Below are 15684 nucleotides of genomic sequence, written 5' to 3' on the forward strand. Positions count from 1 at the left end.
CTGAATGATTTTGGCTCGACTCAATCAACAACAAAAAAGGTGAAACCATGAGACGTACACTGATTGCAGGCCTAACCGCCGCCGTTCTGTTCAGCCCGCTGGCAACCTTTGCTGCCCATGCAGACGATATTCGTCCCCGCATGATTCGTTTTGGCTACGGCCTGAACGAAGAAAGCAACCAAGGTCGTGCTGCCAAGCTGCTTTCTGAGGAAGTCGCCAAGGCCTCCGATGGTAAGCTGAAAGTGCGTACTTTCGGTGCCGCCAGCCTCGGCCCGGATGACCAAATGCAGAATGCGTTGATTGGCGGCGCACAGGAAATGATGGTGGGTTCGACTGCAACCTTGGTGGGTATTACCAAGGAAATGGCTGTTTGGGATACGCCGTTTCTGTTCAGCAGTGCCGAGCAAGCTGATAAAGTCCTTGATGGCCCCGTTGGCCGAGAAATCATGGACAAGCTGGAAGAGAAGGGCTTGGTGGGCTTGGTCTACTGGGAGAATGGCTTCCGCAACATGACCAACAACGTGCGTCCTATCGAGAAAATGGAAGACTTCGACGGCATCAAGCTGCGCGTAATGCCGAACCCGGTTTTTCTTGAAACCTTTAAGTTAATGGGCGCTAACGCTGTGCCGCTGCCTTTCTCTGAGCTGTTTACTGCTCTGGAAACCAAAGCTGTAGACGGTCAAGAAAACCCATTCAACACCATTTTGTCTTCGAAGTTCTTTGAAGTGCAGAAGTACCTGACTATCACCAACCACGTATACAGCCCATGGATCGTACTTGCATCCAAGCGCTGGTGGGATGGCCTGTCCAAGACCGAGCAAGACATTATCATGCAAGCGGCTGTTAAAGCCCGTGACTCTGAGCGTCAGGACACCCGCGCGGAAGCCGCTAAGGCCTTGGCTCAGTTGAAAGAAAACGGCATGCAAATCAACGAAATCAGTCCGGCTGAAGTCGAGCGTATGCGTGAAAAAGCCAAACCGGCAATTCAGCAAGTGACCGATACCGTTGGCCAGCAGTTGTTTGATCAAGTTCAGACCGAAGTTAAAAAAGCAGCCCAATAAGCATTCACTGCCAACCGTTGCATGCTGAATCATCTGGCGTGCAGCGCTTGGCGGGGGTGTCTTGCTAGTATTGCCAGCTGTCTGAATTTGAGTCCTTTCCTATGAGTCAACGTCGTCGCCGCACTGCGGAGCGCGTCACCTTGAATGATGTAGCCAAGGCTGCTGGTTGTTCATTGATGTCGGCCTCGCGGGCATTGTCACAACCGGAGCGGGTATCTGATGCCTTGCGTGAGCAAGTCATGCAGGCCGTGAAAAAACTGGGCTATGTGCCGCATTCCGCTGCACGGGCGCTGGCCAGTTCACGTTCAAATCTGGTTGCAGCGATCCTGCCTTCATTGTCCAACTCGGTTTTTGTCGACACGGCCGAAGCCATTCAGCGGGTACTGATGCCGGCGGGTTTCGAGATGATGATAGGAGTCAGCCACTACAGCGAAGATGAAGATCAACGGCTTTTGCGTTCGTTCCTTGCCCACCAGCCTGCCGGTCTGTTGTTGACCGGTTTTGAGCGCAGCGACATCGCCCGCGACGTGCTGGCCAATTACCGTGGCCCGATCGTGACGATGATGGAGCTGAGCGAATCTGCAGACGATTACTGCGTCGGTTTTTCCCAGTTTGATGCGGGTGCAGCCATGACTCGCGCACTAATTGAACGGGGGTATCAGCACATTGCATTTGCCGCTGCGCAGCTTGATCCGCGCACGCTGCAACGTGCCGAAGGTTACCGCCACGCGATGCGCGAGGTAGGGCGCTACAACCCGGCGTTGGAAATGCTTACGCCAGAGGTTTCATCGATTGGTTTGGGGGCAAATTTGCTGGATCGTCTGCTTGAGCAACATCCGCAGACCGATGCGGTGTTCTTCAACAATGACGACTTGGCATTCGGGGCATTATTCCGCGCCCGACAACTGGCGCTTGCGGTGCCGCAACGGTTGGCTATCGCCGGTTTCAATGATCTTCCCGCCGCTGCATGGGTGCATCCGGCGCTGACCACTGTACGTACTACCCGCGGCAAGGTTGGCGAGTTGGCAGCTGACATGCTGTTGAGCCTGATGCGGGGCGAACAGCCCAAGCAGTCACGGATAGATGTAGGGTATGAAATTGTTATGCGTGACAGTGCGTAAATAAACGCCAGTGCGTCTGGTGTGGGCAACGGGAAGCTTGCCCACTGTAACGTCGCGCTTCCCGTGTGCAAAGAGCCCGCGTCTGCCGTCGTTATTCGGCTTTTTCAGCCTGCTTTTCACGCAGGGTCACTTGCTGGCAAATCTCAATTATCTGCTCACGCATCCAGCGATTTGCAGGGTCTTGGTCTGTGCTTTCGTGCCAATACAGATGGGTCTCTAGTGTCGGCATTTCTTTCACGGGAAGCTGCATGTAGTGCAAGTCGTTACTGCGTGCGAAACGCTCTGGAACCGTCATCGCCATATCGGTGTTGTGTAAGACCGTATTGGCCATCAAGTAATGCTGCGAGCGCAGCGCGATTTTGCGTTGAATCCCCATTTTACCGAGCGCCAGATCGATATAGCCCAAGCCACTGCGGCGGCTGGAAATATGGATGTGGCTGAGTGACAGGTATTCATCAAGGCTGATTTTGTCTTTAGACAGTGGATGGTTTTTACGCAGCGCACAGACGTAACGGTCTTCCAGCAGCTTGACATGACGCACCTGCGGATCGGTGTTGAGCGGCGCATCAATGGCAAAGTCCAGACGCCCGGCAGCGAGCTCTTTGGTCGTGTCGCGGCGTCGCGCCAACATGCTTTCAATGCAGACCTTTGGTGCAAGGCGGCGCAGGCGCTGGAAAAGCGCCGGAAAAACCATGGCTTCACTCAAGTCAGTCATGCTGATGCGGTAGGTTTTATTGGCTTCAGCGGGGTTGAACGTGCGGCTTTCTTGAACTGATATACGCAGTTGCTGCAAGGCATTGCGTACCGGGCCGATGATATTTTGCGACATCGGCGTCGGCACCATACCTTGGGCGGTGCGTACAAATAACGGGTCATTGAAGGTTTCGCGCAAGCGGGCCAGTGCGTTGGAAACCGCCGGCTGGGTGATGCCGACAATTTGGCCCGCGCGCGTCAGGTTAGCCTCGGTATAGATGGCATCGAAGACGACAAAGAGGTTCAGATCGACCTTGTTGAGATTCATTCCGTAGTTGCTCCGAGGTGTGCCAGCATCAGCCAATCATATATCGGTGATGAATGTTTATACACGGTGAAAATAGCTTAGGTAAATTTTCATCTGTGATCTAGCATAATTTTCAGTCAATTAATTTATCGCCAATCGTCAAAAGGTAGCGCCCATGGATTTCGCCTATTCGCCAAAAGTTCAGGAACTGCGTGAGCGCGTCACAGCGTTTATGGAAGCTAATGTCTATCCAGCTGAAGCTGTGTTTGAACAGCAAGTCAGTGAAGGTGACCGCTGGCAGCCGACAGCCATCATGGAAGAGCTCAAAGCCAAAGCTAAGGCCGAAGGATTATGGAACCTGTTTCTGCCGGATTCTGAATTGGGGGCGGGGCTGACCAATGCCGAATATGCGCCATTGGCTGAAATCATGGGCAGCTCTTTGATTGGTCCGGAGCCGTTTAACTGCGCTGCGCCGGACACTGGCAATATGGAAGTACTGGTGCGCTACGCCAACGATGCGCAGAAGAAGCAATGGCTTGAGCCCTTGCTCAGCGGCGAGATTCGTTCTGCCTTTGCCATGACCGAGCCACAAGTGGCTTCTTCCGATGCCACCAACATGCAAGCAACGGCTGTGCGTGATGGCGATGAATGGGTGATCAATGGCCGCAAGTGGTGGACATCGGGCGCCTGTGATCCGCGCTGCAAAATTCTGATATTCATGGGCTTGACCAATCCCGATGGTCCACGTCATCAGCAGCACTCAATGATTCTGGTACCGATGAACGTTCCGGGGGTCAAGGTTATTCGTCCATTGCCGGTGTTCGGTTATGACGACGCACCGCACGGCCACGCTGAGATGGTGTTTGAGAACGTTCGCGTTCCCTATGAAAACGTATTGCTGGGTGAAGGGCGTGGCTTTGAGATAGCACAGGGTCGCCTTGGCCCAGGTCGGATCCACCACTGCATGCGCTCTATCGGCATGGCCGAGCGCGCGCTGAAACTGATGTGTGAACGCTCGATTGAGCGTTCTGCTTTCGGCAAGCCACTGGCGCGTCTGGGCGGCAACATTGACCTGATTGCTGACTCGCGTATGGAAATCAATATGGCGCGTTTTCTAACCCTTAACGCCGCTTATATGATGGACACCGTGGGCAACAAAGTGGCGCGCAGTGAAATCGCCCAGATCAAAGTGGTTGCGCCCAATGTGGCATTGAAAGTGATCGACCGGGCGATTCAAATGCACGGCGGTGGCGGCGTCTCCAACGACTTCCCATTGGCGTATTGGTATGCGATGCAACGTACGTTGCGCCTGGCCGACGGCCCTGATGAAGTCCACCGCGCTGCCATCGGCAAGTTCGAAATCGGCAAATACATCTCCCGCGAAGCAATGAACGCCAGTCGTTAATGGGTTGGTGAGAGACTAAGAAGGCCCTTGCGGGCCTTTTTATTTCGGCGACAGAACTGCGTAATTGCATGGACTTGACCATTCATTTGCATTGCCAATGACCAGTTGACGACAGGCAGCGAACGGCCCAGAGTGTGTAAAAACAGCGAGGAGGATTATTGGCTGGCAGGACGAGGGGGGAATGCGGCAAAGAGCAGCTCAGTGGCCTCCCAGGTCGAGTGCGGCGACTCAGGCACTTCCTAGCTGATTCGGTACAAGAAGCCTGCTGTATAGGCCTCTGACGCACTAAAAAGGCATCAAGCCTTAGGCGGTTATTGCCTCCATCAACGCTGCGCTACCCAATATCTTAATGACTCGTTTCATGTTGTAGGCGAGCACATGCAAGCTCATTTCAGTGCTGACCCTAGGCAAGGTTTTGGTCAGGAAATGAGTGGCGCCCATCCAGGTTTTTGAGCGTTCCAAAAGGATGCTCAACTGTCTGTCTACGGATACGCATCATCTCGGAATATTGATCCAAGCGACTTTGCATCGTATCCAGTATTGATTCGTGCTCCCAGCGCTTCACTCGTCGCTGTACGCTGGGTGTGCATTGCTTTTTGAGAGAGCAGCTCTGGCAATTAGAACTCCAGTAGCAATCCATCTTCAGGCCTTTCTCAATGCTGGAAAATCGCCAGATCAAACGATCCCCGGCAGGGCATTGATACTCGTTATTAGAACTGTCGTAGATGAAGTCTTCCCGACCAAAGCGACCCGCAGCTGTGGAACCGGAGGTGACAACCTTTGGTACGAACACAGTAATTCCAGCTTCGTGGCACGCATGGATTTCTTCGCTTTTGAAATAGCCCCTGTCCGCTACCGCAGAAAGCTCTTTTACGCCCATAGCTTCTCGCGCCAGCTTGGCCATTGGGCTTAGCTGGCTTCGGTCAGAACCATCATTTGTCACTTCGTGTGCGACGATCAAATGGTGCTTCGTTTCAACCGCAGTCTGGACGTTGTAGCCCACGATACCCGTACCGCGTGTTTTCATCGAGCGAGCATCAGGGTCGGTCAACGATATCTGTTTATCCGGCGTTTCATTGAGCTGGGTCTCGATTTCTATCAGTTCCTGCATCTTTACTTTCAGTGCAGCAATCTTGCCGTGTAGTCGCTCGGTCTTCGGTTGCGAAACGATAGGCTCTTGACGATCCGCAGTATCGAGCGCACTCAGGTATCTGTTGATACTCGACTCAATTTCTTCCATACGCCGCTGGAGCTTGGCGCTAGTAAAGTTACGATCCCGATTGTTGACCGCCTTGAATTTGCTTCCGTCGATGGCGATGAGTGCTTCCGAGAACAACCCCACCTGTTGGCACAGCACAACAAATTGACGACAAACAGCGCGGATTGCTTTGCCATTATCTTTGCGAAAATTAGCGATGGTTTTGAAGTCCGGCATCAAGCGCCCAGTCAGCCACATTAGCTCGACGTTACGTTGTGCTTCTCGCTCAAGGCGCCGGCTGGATTGGATGCGGTTGAGGTAACCGTAGATATAAATCTTTAGCAGGTCAGCAGGATGGTAAGCGGGCCGACCTGTTTCCGCTGGTACGACACCTTCAAAACCCAGCTTGCCTAAGTCCAGCTCAGCGACGAACACATCGACTACCCGCACTGGGTTAGTGTCCGTCACATAGTCATCCAAACTCTCTGGGAGCAAGGTAACTTGAGTCCGATTTTCACCTTGAATGAATCGCCGCACACGCATCTCCTGCTGAGACGAAGTCTGGTCAAATCATATCAAGATTGCTGCCTACGTTTTTACACACTCTGGGCCAGAAGCGGACTGCCTGTCCTATAAATAAATCCGTCCCCTTTTCGTAATCAGCAGTTCGCCGACGAACAAGTGTTCTATTAGCTTCTCGCGGTACGTTGAGTTCTCTGTGTGCTTGCTCATAGCGTCCTTGGGCTCAAAGTCTCCAGCAATCAGCTTTGTGTTGAATTTGGCTGGACGTAACAGAGTGCGTCGAGCATTGAAGCTCTTCCCATCTAAATCTGTTGTTCGCTTGTTTCACTGGGCATATCCGCCTGCCACCATGGCATCAGCTGCATAGGAGCGATGATGCGACCCCAGTAGTTCACCAACGTTATTGTTGTACGTGACGTACCGAAAATGTCCGCAAGCTGCCCTCGATTGGGTCCGCAAACACAAATGAAATAGTGCGGGCTCTTAATTGCCAGCAGTCGGGTACCCAAGCCAAGCCAAGTATTGGTCGCATTAGGAACTCGGAGAAACTCTTTTAGGTAAGCATCGTAGTGGTGGCGATTAACCGGCCCGATCAATGGGATCCTATCAAGGGCTGATGACAAAATACCGGCATGGAGCATGATCACGCGATGGAAACTTCCATGTGCTTTTATTCTCCCGAAGTGTCCCCACTCCAACTCACCTGGCTCGGCGACTTGTTGACCACTACAATCAGCTTCAGCGCGGACGGTGTCACTCCTTAGCCTAAAACCTCCGTCCACCCATGACCTCTGGAGAGAGGGCTGGGTTGGTCTGGACGGAGGTCAAATCAAGGCGGCGATCAGTAGTCCCAGAACGCTGCTACCCAGCGGAACGCATCGCCATCGACTGCCACGCGGCCAACAGAGGGGAAGGGCAAGTGTGTTGCAACGAGTAGCTCGCCGCTAGCCGCTGCCTCTTGCATAAGGCGAACGCGAACGCGAACAGACTCCTCAGGGTCATGCTCAAAACCGTTGTGCCAGTCAGGGTGTTCGAAGGCGACCGGGAACAGGGCGTCGCCTGCAAAAGTTAATCTTTCGCCGCCCGAAGATACATAAACCACGCTATGTCCAGGAGTGTGGCCGCCGGTGAGTTTGACGACCACCCCCGGCGCCACTACATACTCATCTTCAAATGTGCGCACGTTACTGCGGTAATCATTGATGAACTGATTGGCGGTGGCCCGCAGGACGCTCGGTACCGGCTCAGGCATGTCGGTGTGGGTAAAATCTGGCGACTCCCAGAATGCGACTTCGAAAGCTGCAACGTGGATGCGCACGTCTGGACTCAGCCGATTTTTCACCTCATCGACGAGCAAGCCGCCAACATGGTCCATGTGCATGTGGGTAATGATGATGTCAGTCACTGATCCCAGATCGATTCCTGCCGCTTCTAAACGCTTAGGAAACCGGCCCGCTCGTGGAAACCCGGGGAATTGGCCGCCGAGCCCAGCATCAACCAATATGGTTTGCTCGCCGCTGCGCACCACCAGTACATTCAGTGCCCAGTCGAATGCGTCCGGGCCGAGAAACATGTCCTTGAACCAGGCGGCGCGGGTGGCTGGGTCGGCATTGGTGGACATCGTCGTGGTTGGCAGCGGTAGCACACCATCGCTGACCACCAGCACATCAATATCGCCAACCCGTAGGGCATAACGCGAAGGAACCAGTTCTTCGAAGCCTGCTTGGCCTGAGTGGATGCTTGAGTTTGATTGTTGCAGAGCCTGTGTTTTATTGACTGCGCGGGTTTGGTTTTGATGCAGGGTCATGGTCGTTCTCCGTTACTTGGGTAAAGCCATTGGGATGAAAGTCGCGACGTGGCTCGCCAGTGGCAGATAGGCCACATCAGCCACGAATAAATTTCAGTAGCTCAAGGTTGATTGCTTCAGCGTGCGAGGTGCACATGCCGTGGGGGTATTTTTCAAAGACTTTTAGGGTGGCGTTTTTCAGCAGCTTGCTCGACAGCAAAGCTGAGTCAGCAATAGGCACTATCTGGTCGTCGTCACCGTGCATCACCAGGGTAGGCACGCTGATCATCCGTAGGTCGTCGGTGAAATCTGTCTCGGAGAACGCTTTGATCCCGTCATAGTGCGCTTTGGCTGAACCGTTCATGCCTTGTCGCCACCAGTTCTGAATCATGCCCTGCGAAACTTCAGCACCTGACCGGTTGAATCCGTAGAAAGGACCGCTGGCAACCTCCAGATAGAACTGCGAACGGTTAGCTGCGAGTTGTTGACGAAATCCGTCGAACACTTCAATGCCTAGACCCGCTGGGTTGGCGGCAGTTTTCAGCATCAGCGGCGGCACTGCGCCAATCAGAATCAGCTTGGCCACGCGTTTTTGCACCTGACCATATCTGGCAACATAGCGGGCGGCTTCTCCGCCACCGGTGGAGTGGCCGATGTGCACTGCGTTGCGCAGGTCCAGATGCTGCACGACGGCGGCAACGTCGGCTGCGTAATGATCCATGTCATGACCATCACTGACCTGAGTGGAGCGGCCATGGCCGCGTCGGTCGTGGGCAATAACCCGATAGCCGAGGTTTACAAAGAACAACGCTTGGTTATCCCAATCGTCACTGCTTAGCGGCCAGCCATGGTGAAACATGATTGGCTGAGCGTGTTTTGGTCCCCAGTCTTTGTAGAAAATTTCAACGCCATCTTGGGTGGTCACTGTGTTCATGGTCATGACTCCTTGGTTGAGGTTTGAAGCGTGGGTGGTGGCCATTGCCGCGAAAGGTGCCGAGGAAAAGGCAGCTAAAGCAGCAGCACTTAGACCGAGCAAGAGAAAATCTCGACGCTCTGGATTGTTGGGTTCGAACCCCTTGTAATGGCTCATGGGTTACTCCTCGCCAAGGTGCTACGGCGCCGCAAACGTAGCGTTAAGCGGTAATGTGCTTGCAGGCGCAACACGTAGCCGAGCTTGAGCAATGCCGGGCCCAAGAGAGTCATGAGGTGAGCCATCACCAGAACGGTTATTGATAGGTAGGCACTCAATCCGTAAGCCAGCAAAACCCCGGTCAGCAGCATCGCCATGCCGCATACCAGTATGTGTGTGGACAACTTGAGGGCACGCCGAGGTGACTTAACGAAAGCGAACATAGCCAATGCCCCTCGAAAGGTTGCAGTGTTGCTCGGTGGGCGACCGTTACGCTGCGGCGGACGCCCAGTTGAGGGTGTCTTCAGGCAACAGGAATCATCGGGTCTGCGGCCGCCAATGCAGTAGTGCGATCGGCTGCGGGCGGGTAGATCCAGATGCTGTTGATTTGGCTCTTCAGCACCTTGGCTTCGTCCTTGACCAACTTGAGCTGACGGTCCCAGCCCTCGGTGTACACCGCACCCCAAGCGCCCAGATCAAGACAGGTCACGTACTTGGGTTGCTGATAACGGGTGGGGGCCACGCCGAGCAAGTCCGCTGCAACGTTATTGCCTGCATGACGGCCCAGCGAGATGGCGTGCTGGCAAGACATGACGGTGAAGTTGCCTATGTCGTCGGTGGCGGCATAGGCGACGTCACCTGCGGCGTAGATATGGTTCTGGCCCATCACCTTAAGGTTTTCATCGACATGCAGGCGACCTTGGCCATCGCGCACGCTAGTCATCTGTTCGGTCAGCTTGTTGGCACGGAAACCAACGGTCCATATCGCGGTATTGCTTTCGATGTGACGCCCATCAGCAAGGGTTACCCCGTTGGCGTCTACGGCTGCAACAGTGGCATTAAGTACCCATTCGATGCCGAGGTGATCGGATGCCTCTATTATCGACGGGCTGATTTCATCGCCCATGACCGCAGCAATCCGCGGTCCACGGTCGACGATGATTACGCGAATCGCCGCATCGGCGCCGAGAATAGCGCGCAAGCGTGCTGGCATTTCTGTTGCGGTTTCGATTCCTGTAAAACCACCCCCGGCTATTACCACTGTGTTGCGGGCAATACTGTCGGGCTGATCTTTTAGGGACTTTAGGTGTGCCTCTAAACGTGCGGCCGATTCTATTTCATCCACATCGAAGGCATGCGCCTCAAGACCCGGCACCGGCGGGCGAGATAACTGGCTGCCAGCAGCCAGCACTAAGCGGTCGAAGCTCAGCGCACCTTGGCGGCCATTCTCGTCGCGATAAGCCACAGTTTTGCTCTGTTCATCGATCTGTTCGGCGGTGCCTTTGATGAAGCGCACGCCGACTGAGTCGAACAGCGCATCTAGCGGGGCGAACATCTTGTGAACATCAGTTTCGTAGAAGCGGGGACGAATTCGCAGCTCTGCCTGAGGCGCTAGCAGGGTGATTTCCACGTCGTTACGGTCGTGTATGTCCAGCAGTCGAGCTGCGCTCAAAGCACTCCATACACCACCAAATCCCGCACCTATGACCAAAATTTGCTGTTTCATGTTCATGATTTGTTCCTCAGAAGAAGTGGTCAATAACCCTGAAGTTTTCTTCAAGGGTGGCAGGCCGACTTGTGGGCGCCGAAATACAGGAGTTAATGCTCGCTACGGCGAATCGTCTGCTGTGAGTTGATGTTATTGATCGGGTCTTCTGAGCACACTTCTACATCGGGGTAGTAGCGTTATGCGTGAGTGGCAGATAACTATACAAAGGTATCTATCGGGCGCTTAGCAGGGCAGCTCAGCGTTTTGTTTGGAGGGTGGTTTCGATATGGCTCAGCAGTTTGTCGGCAGCAAAAGGCTTTGGCAAGCAGGCCACAAATTGAGGGGTGTCGGCTGCGATACAGGCAGCACCTGGATACCCGGTAATGAAAATCACCGGAATGGTGAAGCCTTGGGCGTTGAGATACTCAAGCATTTCGACACCACTCATGCCAGGCATCTGAATGTCGGAAATTAGACACTGGGTTTGTGCAGGGCCATTGGAGTTTATAAAGGCCAATGCACTGCAGTAACTTTTCACCTGATAGCCGCTGGAGCGCAACAAGCTTTGTAGCGCTATGCGGATGGGCTCGTCATCGTCGACAACCGCAATGACAGCTGTTTTATGAAGTTGAATGTTTTGCATTATGTGGGTCGCTCGTGACGGCGCCTATTGATACTGCAAGATACGCCGTCTCATAAGGCGGAGAAATATACCTAGGTATATCGCGCACAGATCAAGGTCTAGGGTTGTCAGCGCAAACCACCATCGATTGCCGCTTGTACGGGTAACGCCAACTCTCTGACCTTGCAGGGCTGCCCCGGTTTTTTAAACAGTACATCGCTGCTTTTGCCTTTGCCAGCCATACCCAAGTACAGGCTCGCGCTCTAAATGGATACTCCAGTTGAACCCAAGTACAACAGACGCCCCGGCTTTGTCTGGGTAGGCTTGGGTTGCATCGCTGACCTGAACATGGGTCTGTTGCGATCTGGTTGTTAAATCCACTTACCCGGGCGATCAGCGCCCAGGCGGCGAACATAATGAACAGAAATGATCTGCGACGTGCCGACATCAATTTGCTGGTTGTCTTCGAAACGCTGATGCATGAGCGCAACGTTACCCGTGTAGGCGAGAAGCTTTTCCTGTGCCAAGGCACTATTAGCAGCTCTTTAGGGCGGCTGCGCTTGATGTTCAATGATCCGCTGTTTATCCGTACTGGTCGGGTGATGGAGCCAACGGCCCGGGCCGAAGAGATTCATGCGCGTTTGGCCCCGGCCCTGGACGGCATTGCCGTTGCATTGAGTTGTGCGCAAGCATTTGATCCGCTGACCAGTTGCGAGGAGTTCCATATCGGGCTTTCAGATGATGTCGAATACGCGCTACTGCCTGGATTGATGAAGCACCTGCGCTTTGAAGCGCCCAATATCACTCTGGTCGTGCGCCGGGTCGATCACCGGCAATTGCCGCAACTGCTAACCTCCGGCGAAATATCGGTGGGCACCAGTTTTGTTCAAGACTTGCCCGCCAGCGCTCATTGTAAAAGATTGCGGCCAATGCAGCCGATGGTGCTCCGCGCGGGCTCCAGCGCCAAGCCCCTGACACTGGATGACTTCTGTAAGCGGCCCCATGTGGTGGTGTCATCAATGGGCAGCGTGACCGATGATGTCGATCACGCGCTGAGCCTGGTCGGGCGTCAGCGTAAGGTGGTATTGGCTGTGCCGCAGTTCAGCGCATTGCCCGCGCTGCTGGCAGATAGCGACATGCTGGCTATTGTGCCGGATTATGTTGCCGAGGCTATGGTCCGCCTAGACGGAATAACTGCCGAATATGCTCCGATGAAATTACCAACGCCGGACCTGTCCATGGCTTGGCGCGGCGCAACCCATAATGACCCGCGTGAAACCTGGTTGCGTGCGTGCTTCCATCGTTACTTCGGTCAGCAGCAAGCGTCCTCTGTCGCCTTGGCCGTGGCCTGAGTGGGCAGTCGCTAGCGTTCAGTGTTTTGGTCCAGACTGGGCAAGGAGAAACAAAAGGTTGAGCCTTGCGTGGCGAACTCCTCGACCCAGATACTTCCCCCGTGTTTTTCGATTATGGCTCGGCAGATGGCCAGCCCCATCCCCATACCCTGTGCTTTTGTGGTGAAGAAAGGATCAAAAATTTTCGGTAGCATTAAGGTATCAATACCCGGGCCGCTATCGACAACCGCCAGCATGGGATCACCCTGCGCTGAGCGTCGTAACTGTACACCCAGGCGGCGTTTTTTCTCTGGTACAGCGACCATCGCCTGTATCCCGTTCATGACTAAGTTGATGATTACTTGCTGCAACTGAACCCGGTCCCCCTGAACCATGAAACAGGTGGACGGCAGCACCGCAGATAGGCGTACCTGATTGTGTTTGGCTTGGGGACGCATTAGCGCCAGCGATTCTTCTGCCACTTCACGCAAGTCTAGGTTGCTGCATTGCGGATCGTCTTTCTTCGCCAGCGCACGAATCCTTAGGATTACTTCACTGGCGCGACGGGCTTCAGTCAGCATGCGCTTGATGCAAATACTCGCTTCTTCAAGGTCAGGTTGTTCGTGCCCCAGCCAGCGTAGGCTCGCTTCACCATTGGCAGTCATGGCGGCGAGCGGCTGGTTGACTTCGTGAGCGATGGAAGCAACTAACTCACCGAGGGTGGTGATCCGGGTGATGTGCGCCAACTCAATCTGAGAGCGATGCAGTGCCTCTTCGGCAAGCTTGCTGGTCGTCACGTCCATCAACGCTCCGACGTATTCAGGGTTGCCGCCACAGTCGTGCATGAGGTGAGTCAGCATGTGGACGTATTTAATGCGCCCATCAGCCATTTGCAGGCGGTACTCAAGGTCGATTTTAGGTTCGCCCCTGCGCACATCGCCAATAGCTTGCTCAATGATGGATCTGTCTTCGGCGTGAGTTTTATCCAGCAGCGTCCGTAAAGAGGGGCGCTTTCCCTGCGCAAACTCAAGGATACGCCGGGCTTCTTCTGAACCGTAGATTTCACCGCTCGGGATTTTGATGCCGATACTGCTGGTGCGGCTAATACGTTGCGCACCTGCAAGAAATGCTTCGCTGCGACTCAAGGCTTTCACTGCCTTGTTGCGCTCGCTGACATCGTTGTGCGTGGCCAGTATGCCAACGGGCTTGCCTCGTTTATCGCGTAGCAAGGTGCAGCGACTGGCCACGGTAATTCGTTCCCCATTGCGCCTATAGGTATCGGGCTCACCCTCCCAACTGCCGGTTCGCATAATAATGGCGATTATTTCCTCCACGGTTCGCGGCGGCTGCAGTCTCACCAGTTCTATCAGGTTCTTGCCCAAGGCTTCCTCGCGGCTCCAACCATAAAGGCTTTCTGCGCCACGATTCCAGTGAGTTACGGCGCCTTCAAGCGTGCGGATCATGATTGCGTCATGCGTATGCGAAAGCTGGCTGAGCTGAACGTGTAGCTCATCGTTGGCTGCTTTGTTTTTGAGTGCAAACAATGCCGTCACGCTAATAGCCACTAAACTGACCATACAGCGGGTGAAGGCTTGGCTGTTGGGTGAAAGTGGGTGGCTTACCCAGAAGGACGCTACGGTGAGAAACATGCATGCCAAGGTGATGCTCAACACCCCCCGGTAGCTGAACGCTGCTACCGACATCAGAATCACCGTGACATAGAGAACTGCAACAGCGATGTTCAGCGATGTCGCCGTATCAATGATAAATATGGCGCCTGCCAGGATGATCGAGCCCCAGCGCAAAAAATGTTCTCGTTTTGTCTGCATGACCTACTTCAACGGCATTGCACTGTGATTTGCTGCGTAGGACGTCATCACGCGCGGGATAAGTTTCCGAATTGAGGCTGCAGCATAGGTTTTGGCAAGCATCAGCGAAACTATACCAAGGTGTGCTTAAGTCATACCTTGGTAGCAGGCATAGTTACTTGTGCGCGCAGTCCTGCGATCATCTTCAGCTAAGGTTCTATTCTTGAGGTTTACCGCAGGAAAAATGCGCTGCCGAGGCTTAAGACAACCTCAGTGTTGCGCGCTAGATCATAGGGTAAGTTTGCGGGCATTCGCGCCCTGTGTATTGCTGGCCGAGAGACAGGAGGCAAGATGAGTTCGTGGTCACATTCAAAGTCGCCCCAAGGTTCTGCTGAGCAAAAAGGACCGGTGGTTTACGTGGTCGACGACGACGCCTCGATACGCATGGCCCTCGATGGGCTGTTGCGCTCAGTCGGCCTGCATGTTGAAACCTTCGAGACGTCGGAGGCTTTTTTGGCCTATGCCAAGAACAACGTCCCAAGTTGTCTGGTTCTCGATGTAAGGCTACGCGGTGAAAGTGGCCTTACTTTTCAGGAACAGATCGAGAAAAATGGCGTGCAGATGCCAATAGTGTTTATGACCGGGCATGGTGATATCGCGATGACGGTCAAGGCGATGAAGGCAGGCGCCGTCGATTTCTTGGCTAAACCGTTCCGAGATCAGGACATGCTCGATGCCGTTTCTGCTGCGCTGGCCAAAGATGGTGAGCGGCTAGTCGCCGAGCAGTCGACAGCCTCATTACAGGCAGCCTATGCTTCGCTGACATCGCGCGAGAGAGAGGTTATGAGCTACGTTGTCGCGGGGCTGATGAATAAACAGATTGCCTATGAACTCAACCTCAGCGAGGTCACGGTGAAGGTTCATCGCGGGCAAGTGATGAGAAAGCTGGAAGCGCGATCCGTTGCCGATCTGGTGAGAAAGGCTGAGTCTTTAGGCATCAAGCCGCAGTCCAAGGCATCCCCATGACATGGCGCCGAGGCGTTTGTCTTGCCGGACCATTGACGAAGCCTCGAGCTGAATCGGAGTTTGCGCCAAATTCGGCATTTTCTTGCGGTTGGCCAGCACGCAAGTGCGCTGTTCTCAGTTGTTTTGCAACCTTTTGTATTCAGGATGATGCAGGCGAATGATGAGCAACTGGTGATCCGCTTGCGG

The 15684-nt window shown here is 54.2% G+C and carries 12 protein-coding genes and 1 pseudogene; 5 read left to right on the forward strand and 8 right to left on the reverse strand.

Annotated elements, in window-relative coordinates:
- The first annotated feature begins 47 nt into the window (after window positions 1-47).
- Window positions 48-1061 (forward strand): TRAP transporter substrate-binding protein, encoded by a 1014-nt coding sequence (locus AACY09_RS20680; RefSeq protein WP_339490737.1) that lies wholly within the window; start codon window positions 48-50, stop codon window positions 1059-1061.
- A gap of 101 nt (window positions 1062-1162) precedes the next feature.
- Complete coding sequence (locus AACY09_RS20685) at window positions 1163-2182, forward strand: LacI family DNA-binding transcriptional regulator (RefSeq protein WP_339490738.1); 1020 nt, start codon at window positions 1163-1165, stop codon at window positions 2180-2182.
- 91 nt (window positions 2183-2273) lie between these two features.
- Here AACY09_RS20685 and AACY09_RS20690 read toward each other — a convergent pair whose 3' ends face one another.
- Window positions 2274-3203, reverse strand: coding sequence for a LysR family transcriptional regulator (locus AACY09_RS20690; protein ID WP_339490739.1), 930 nt, complete (start codon window positions 3201-3203; stop codon window positions 2274-2276).
- Window positions 3204-3357: 154 nt separating this feature from the next.
- On the opposite strand from AACY09_RS20690, the gene AACY09_RS20695 reads away from it, so the two are divergent.
- Entirely contained in the window at window positions 3358-4587 is a 1230-nt protein-coding gene (locus tag AACY09_RS20695) for an acyl-CoA dehydrogenase (protein WP_339490740.1), read from the forward strand.
- Between the two features lie 303 nt (window positions 4588-4890).
- Here AACY09_RS20695 and AACY09_RS20700 read toward each other — a convergent pair.
- The 6 genes and pseudogenes from AACY09_RS20700 to AACY09_RS20725 form a co-directional block, all read right to left on the reverse strand.
- Window positions 4891-6322, reverse strand: a pseudogene (locus tag AACY09_RS20700) (IS1182 family transposase).
- A gap of 826 nt (window positions 6323-7148) precedes the next feature.
- Entirely contained in the window at window positions 7149-8114 is a 966-nt protein-coding gene (locus tag AACY09_RS20705; RefSeq protein WP_339490741.1) for an MBL fold metallo-hydrolase, read from the reverse strand.
- 76 nt (window positions 8115-8190) lie between these two features.
- The gene (locus AACY09_RS20710; protein ID WP_339490813.1) at window positions 8191-9027 is read right to left on the reverse strand and encodes an alpha/beta fold hydrolase; all 837 of its coding nucleotides are present in this window, start codon (window positions 9025-9027) and stop codon (window positions 8191-8193) included.
- A gap of 152 nt (window positions 9028-9179) precedes the next feature.
- A complete protein-coding gene (locus AACY09_RS20715; RefSeq protein WP_339490742.1) occupies window positions 9180-9446 on the reverse strand; it encodes a transmembrane sensor/regulator PpyR in 267 nt (88 codons plus the stop codon).
- 80 nt (window positions 9447-9526) lie between these two features.
- Window positions 9527-10729, reverse strand: coding sequence for an NAD(P)/FAD-dependent oxidoreductase (locus AACY09_RS20720; protein ID WP_339490814.1), 1203 nt, complete (start codon window positions 10727-10729; stop codon window positions 9527-9529).
- A 238-nt stretch (window positions 10730-10967) separates the two neighbouring features.
- Window positions 10968-11354, reverse strand: coding sequence for a response regulator transcription factor (locus tag AACY09_RS20725; RefSeq protein WP_339490743.1), 387 nt, complete (start codon window positions 11352-11354; stop codon window positions 10968-10970).
- A gap of 395 nt (window positions 11355-11749) precedes the next feature.
- Between AACY09_RS20725 and AACY09_RS20730 the strand changes: the two genes are divergently transcribed.
- The gene (locus AACY09_RS20730; RefSeq protein WP_339490744.1) at window positions 11750-12685 is read left to right on the forward strand and encodes a LysR family transcriptional regulator; all 936 of its coding nucleotides are present in this window, start codon (window positions 11750-11752) and stop codon (window positions 12683-12685) included.
- A gap of 11 nt (window positions 12686-12696) precedes the next feature.
- Here AACY09_RS20730 and AACY09_RS20735 read toward each other — a convergent pair whose 3' ends face one another.
- Window positions 12697-14493, reverse strand: coding sequence for a sensor histidine kinase (locus tag AACY09_RS20735; protein ID WP_339490745.1), 1797 nt, complete (start codon window positions 14491-14493; stop codon window positions 12697-12699).
- A gap of 330 nt (window positions 14494-14823) precedes the next feature.
- Between AACY09_RS20735 and AACY09_RS20740 the strand changes: the two genes are divergently transcribed.
- Window positions 14824-15498 carry a response regulator transcription factor gene (locus AACY09_RS20740; protein WP_339490746.1) on the forward strand — a complete coding sequence of 225 codons (675 nt, stop codon included), beginning with the start codon at window positions 14824-14826 and terminating at the stop codon, window positions 15496-15498.
- Window positions 15499-15684: the final 186 nt, after the last annotated feature.

Origin of the sequence: Pseudomonas sp. EL_65y_Pfl2_R95 (assembly GCF_963971045.1) — a bacterium.
Lineage (GTDB): Bacteria > Pseudomonadota > Gammaproteobacteria > Pseudomonadales > Pseudomonadaceae > Aquipseudomonas.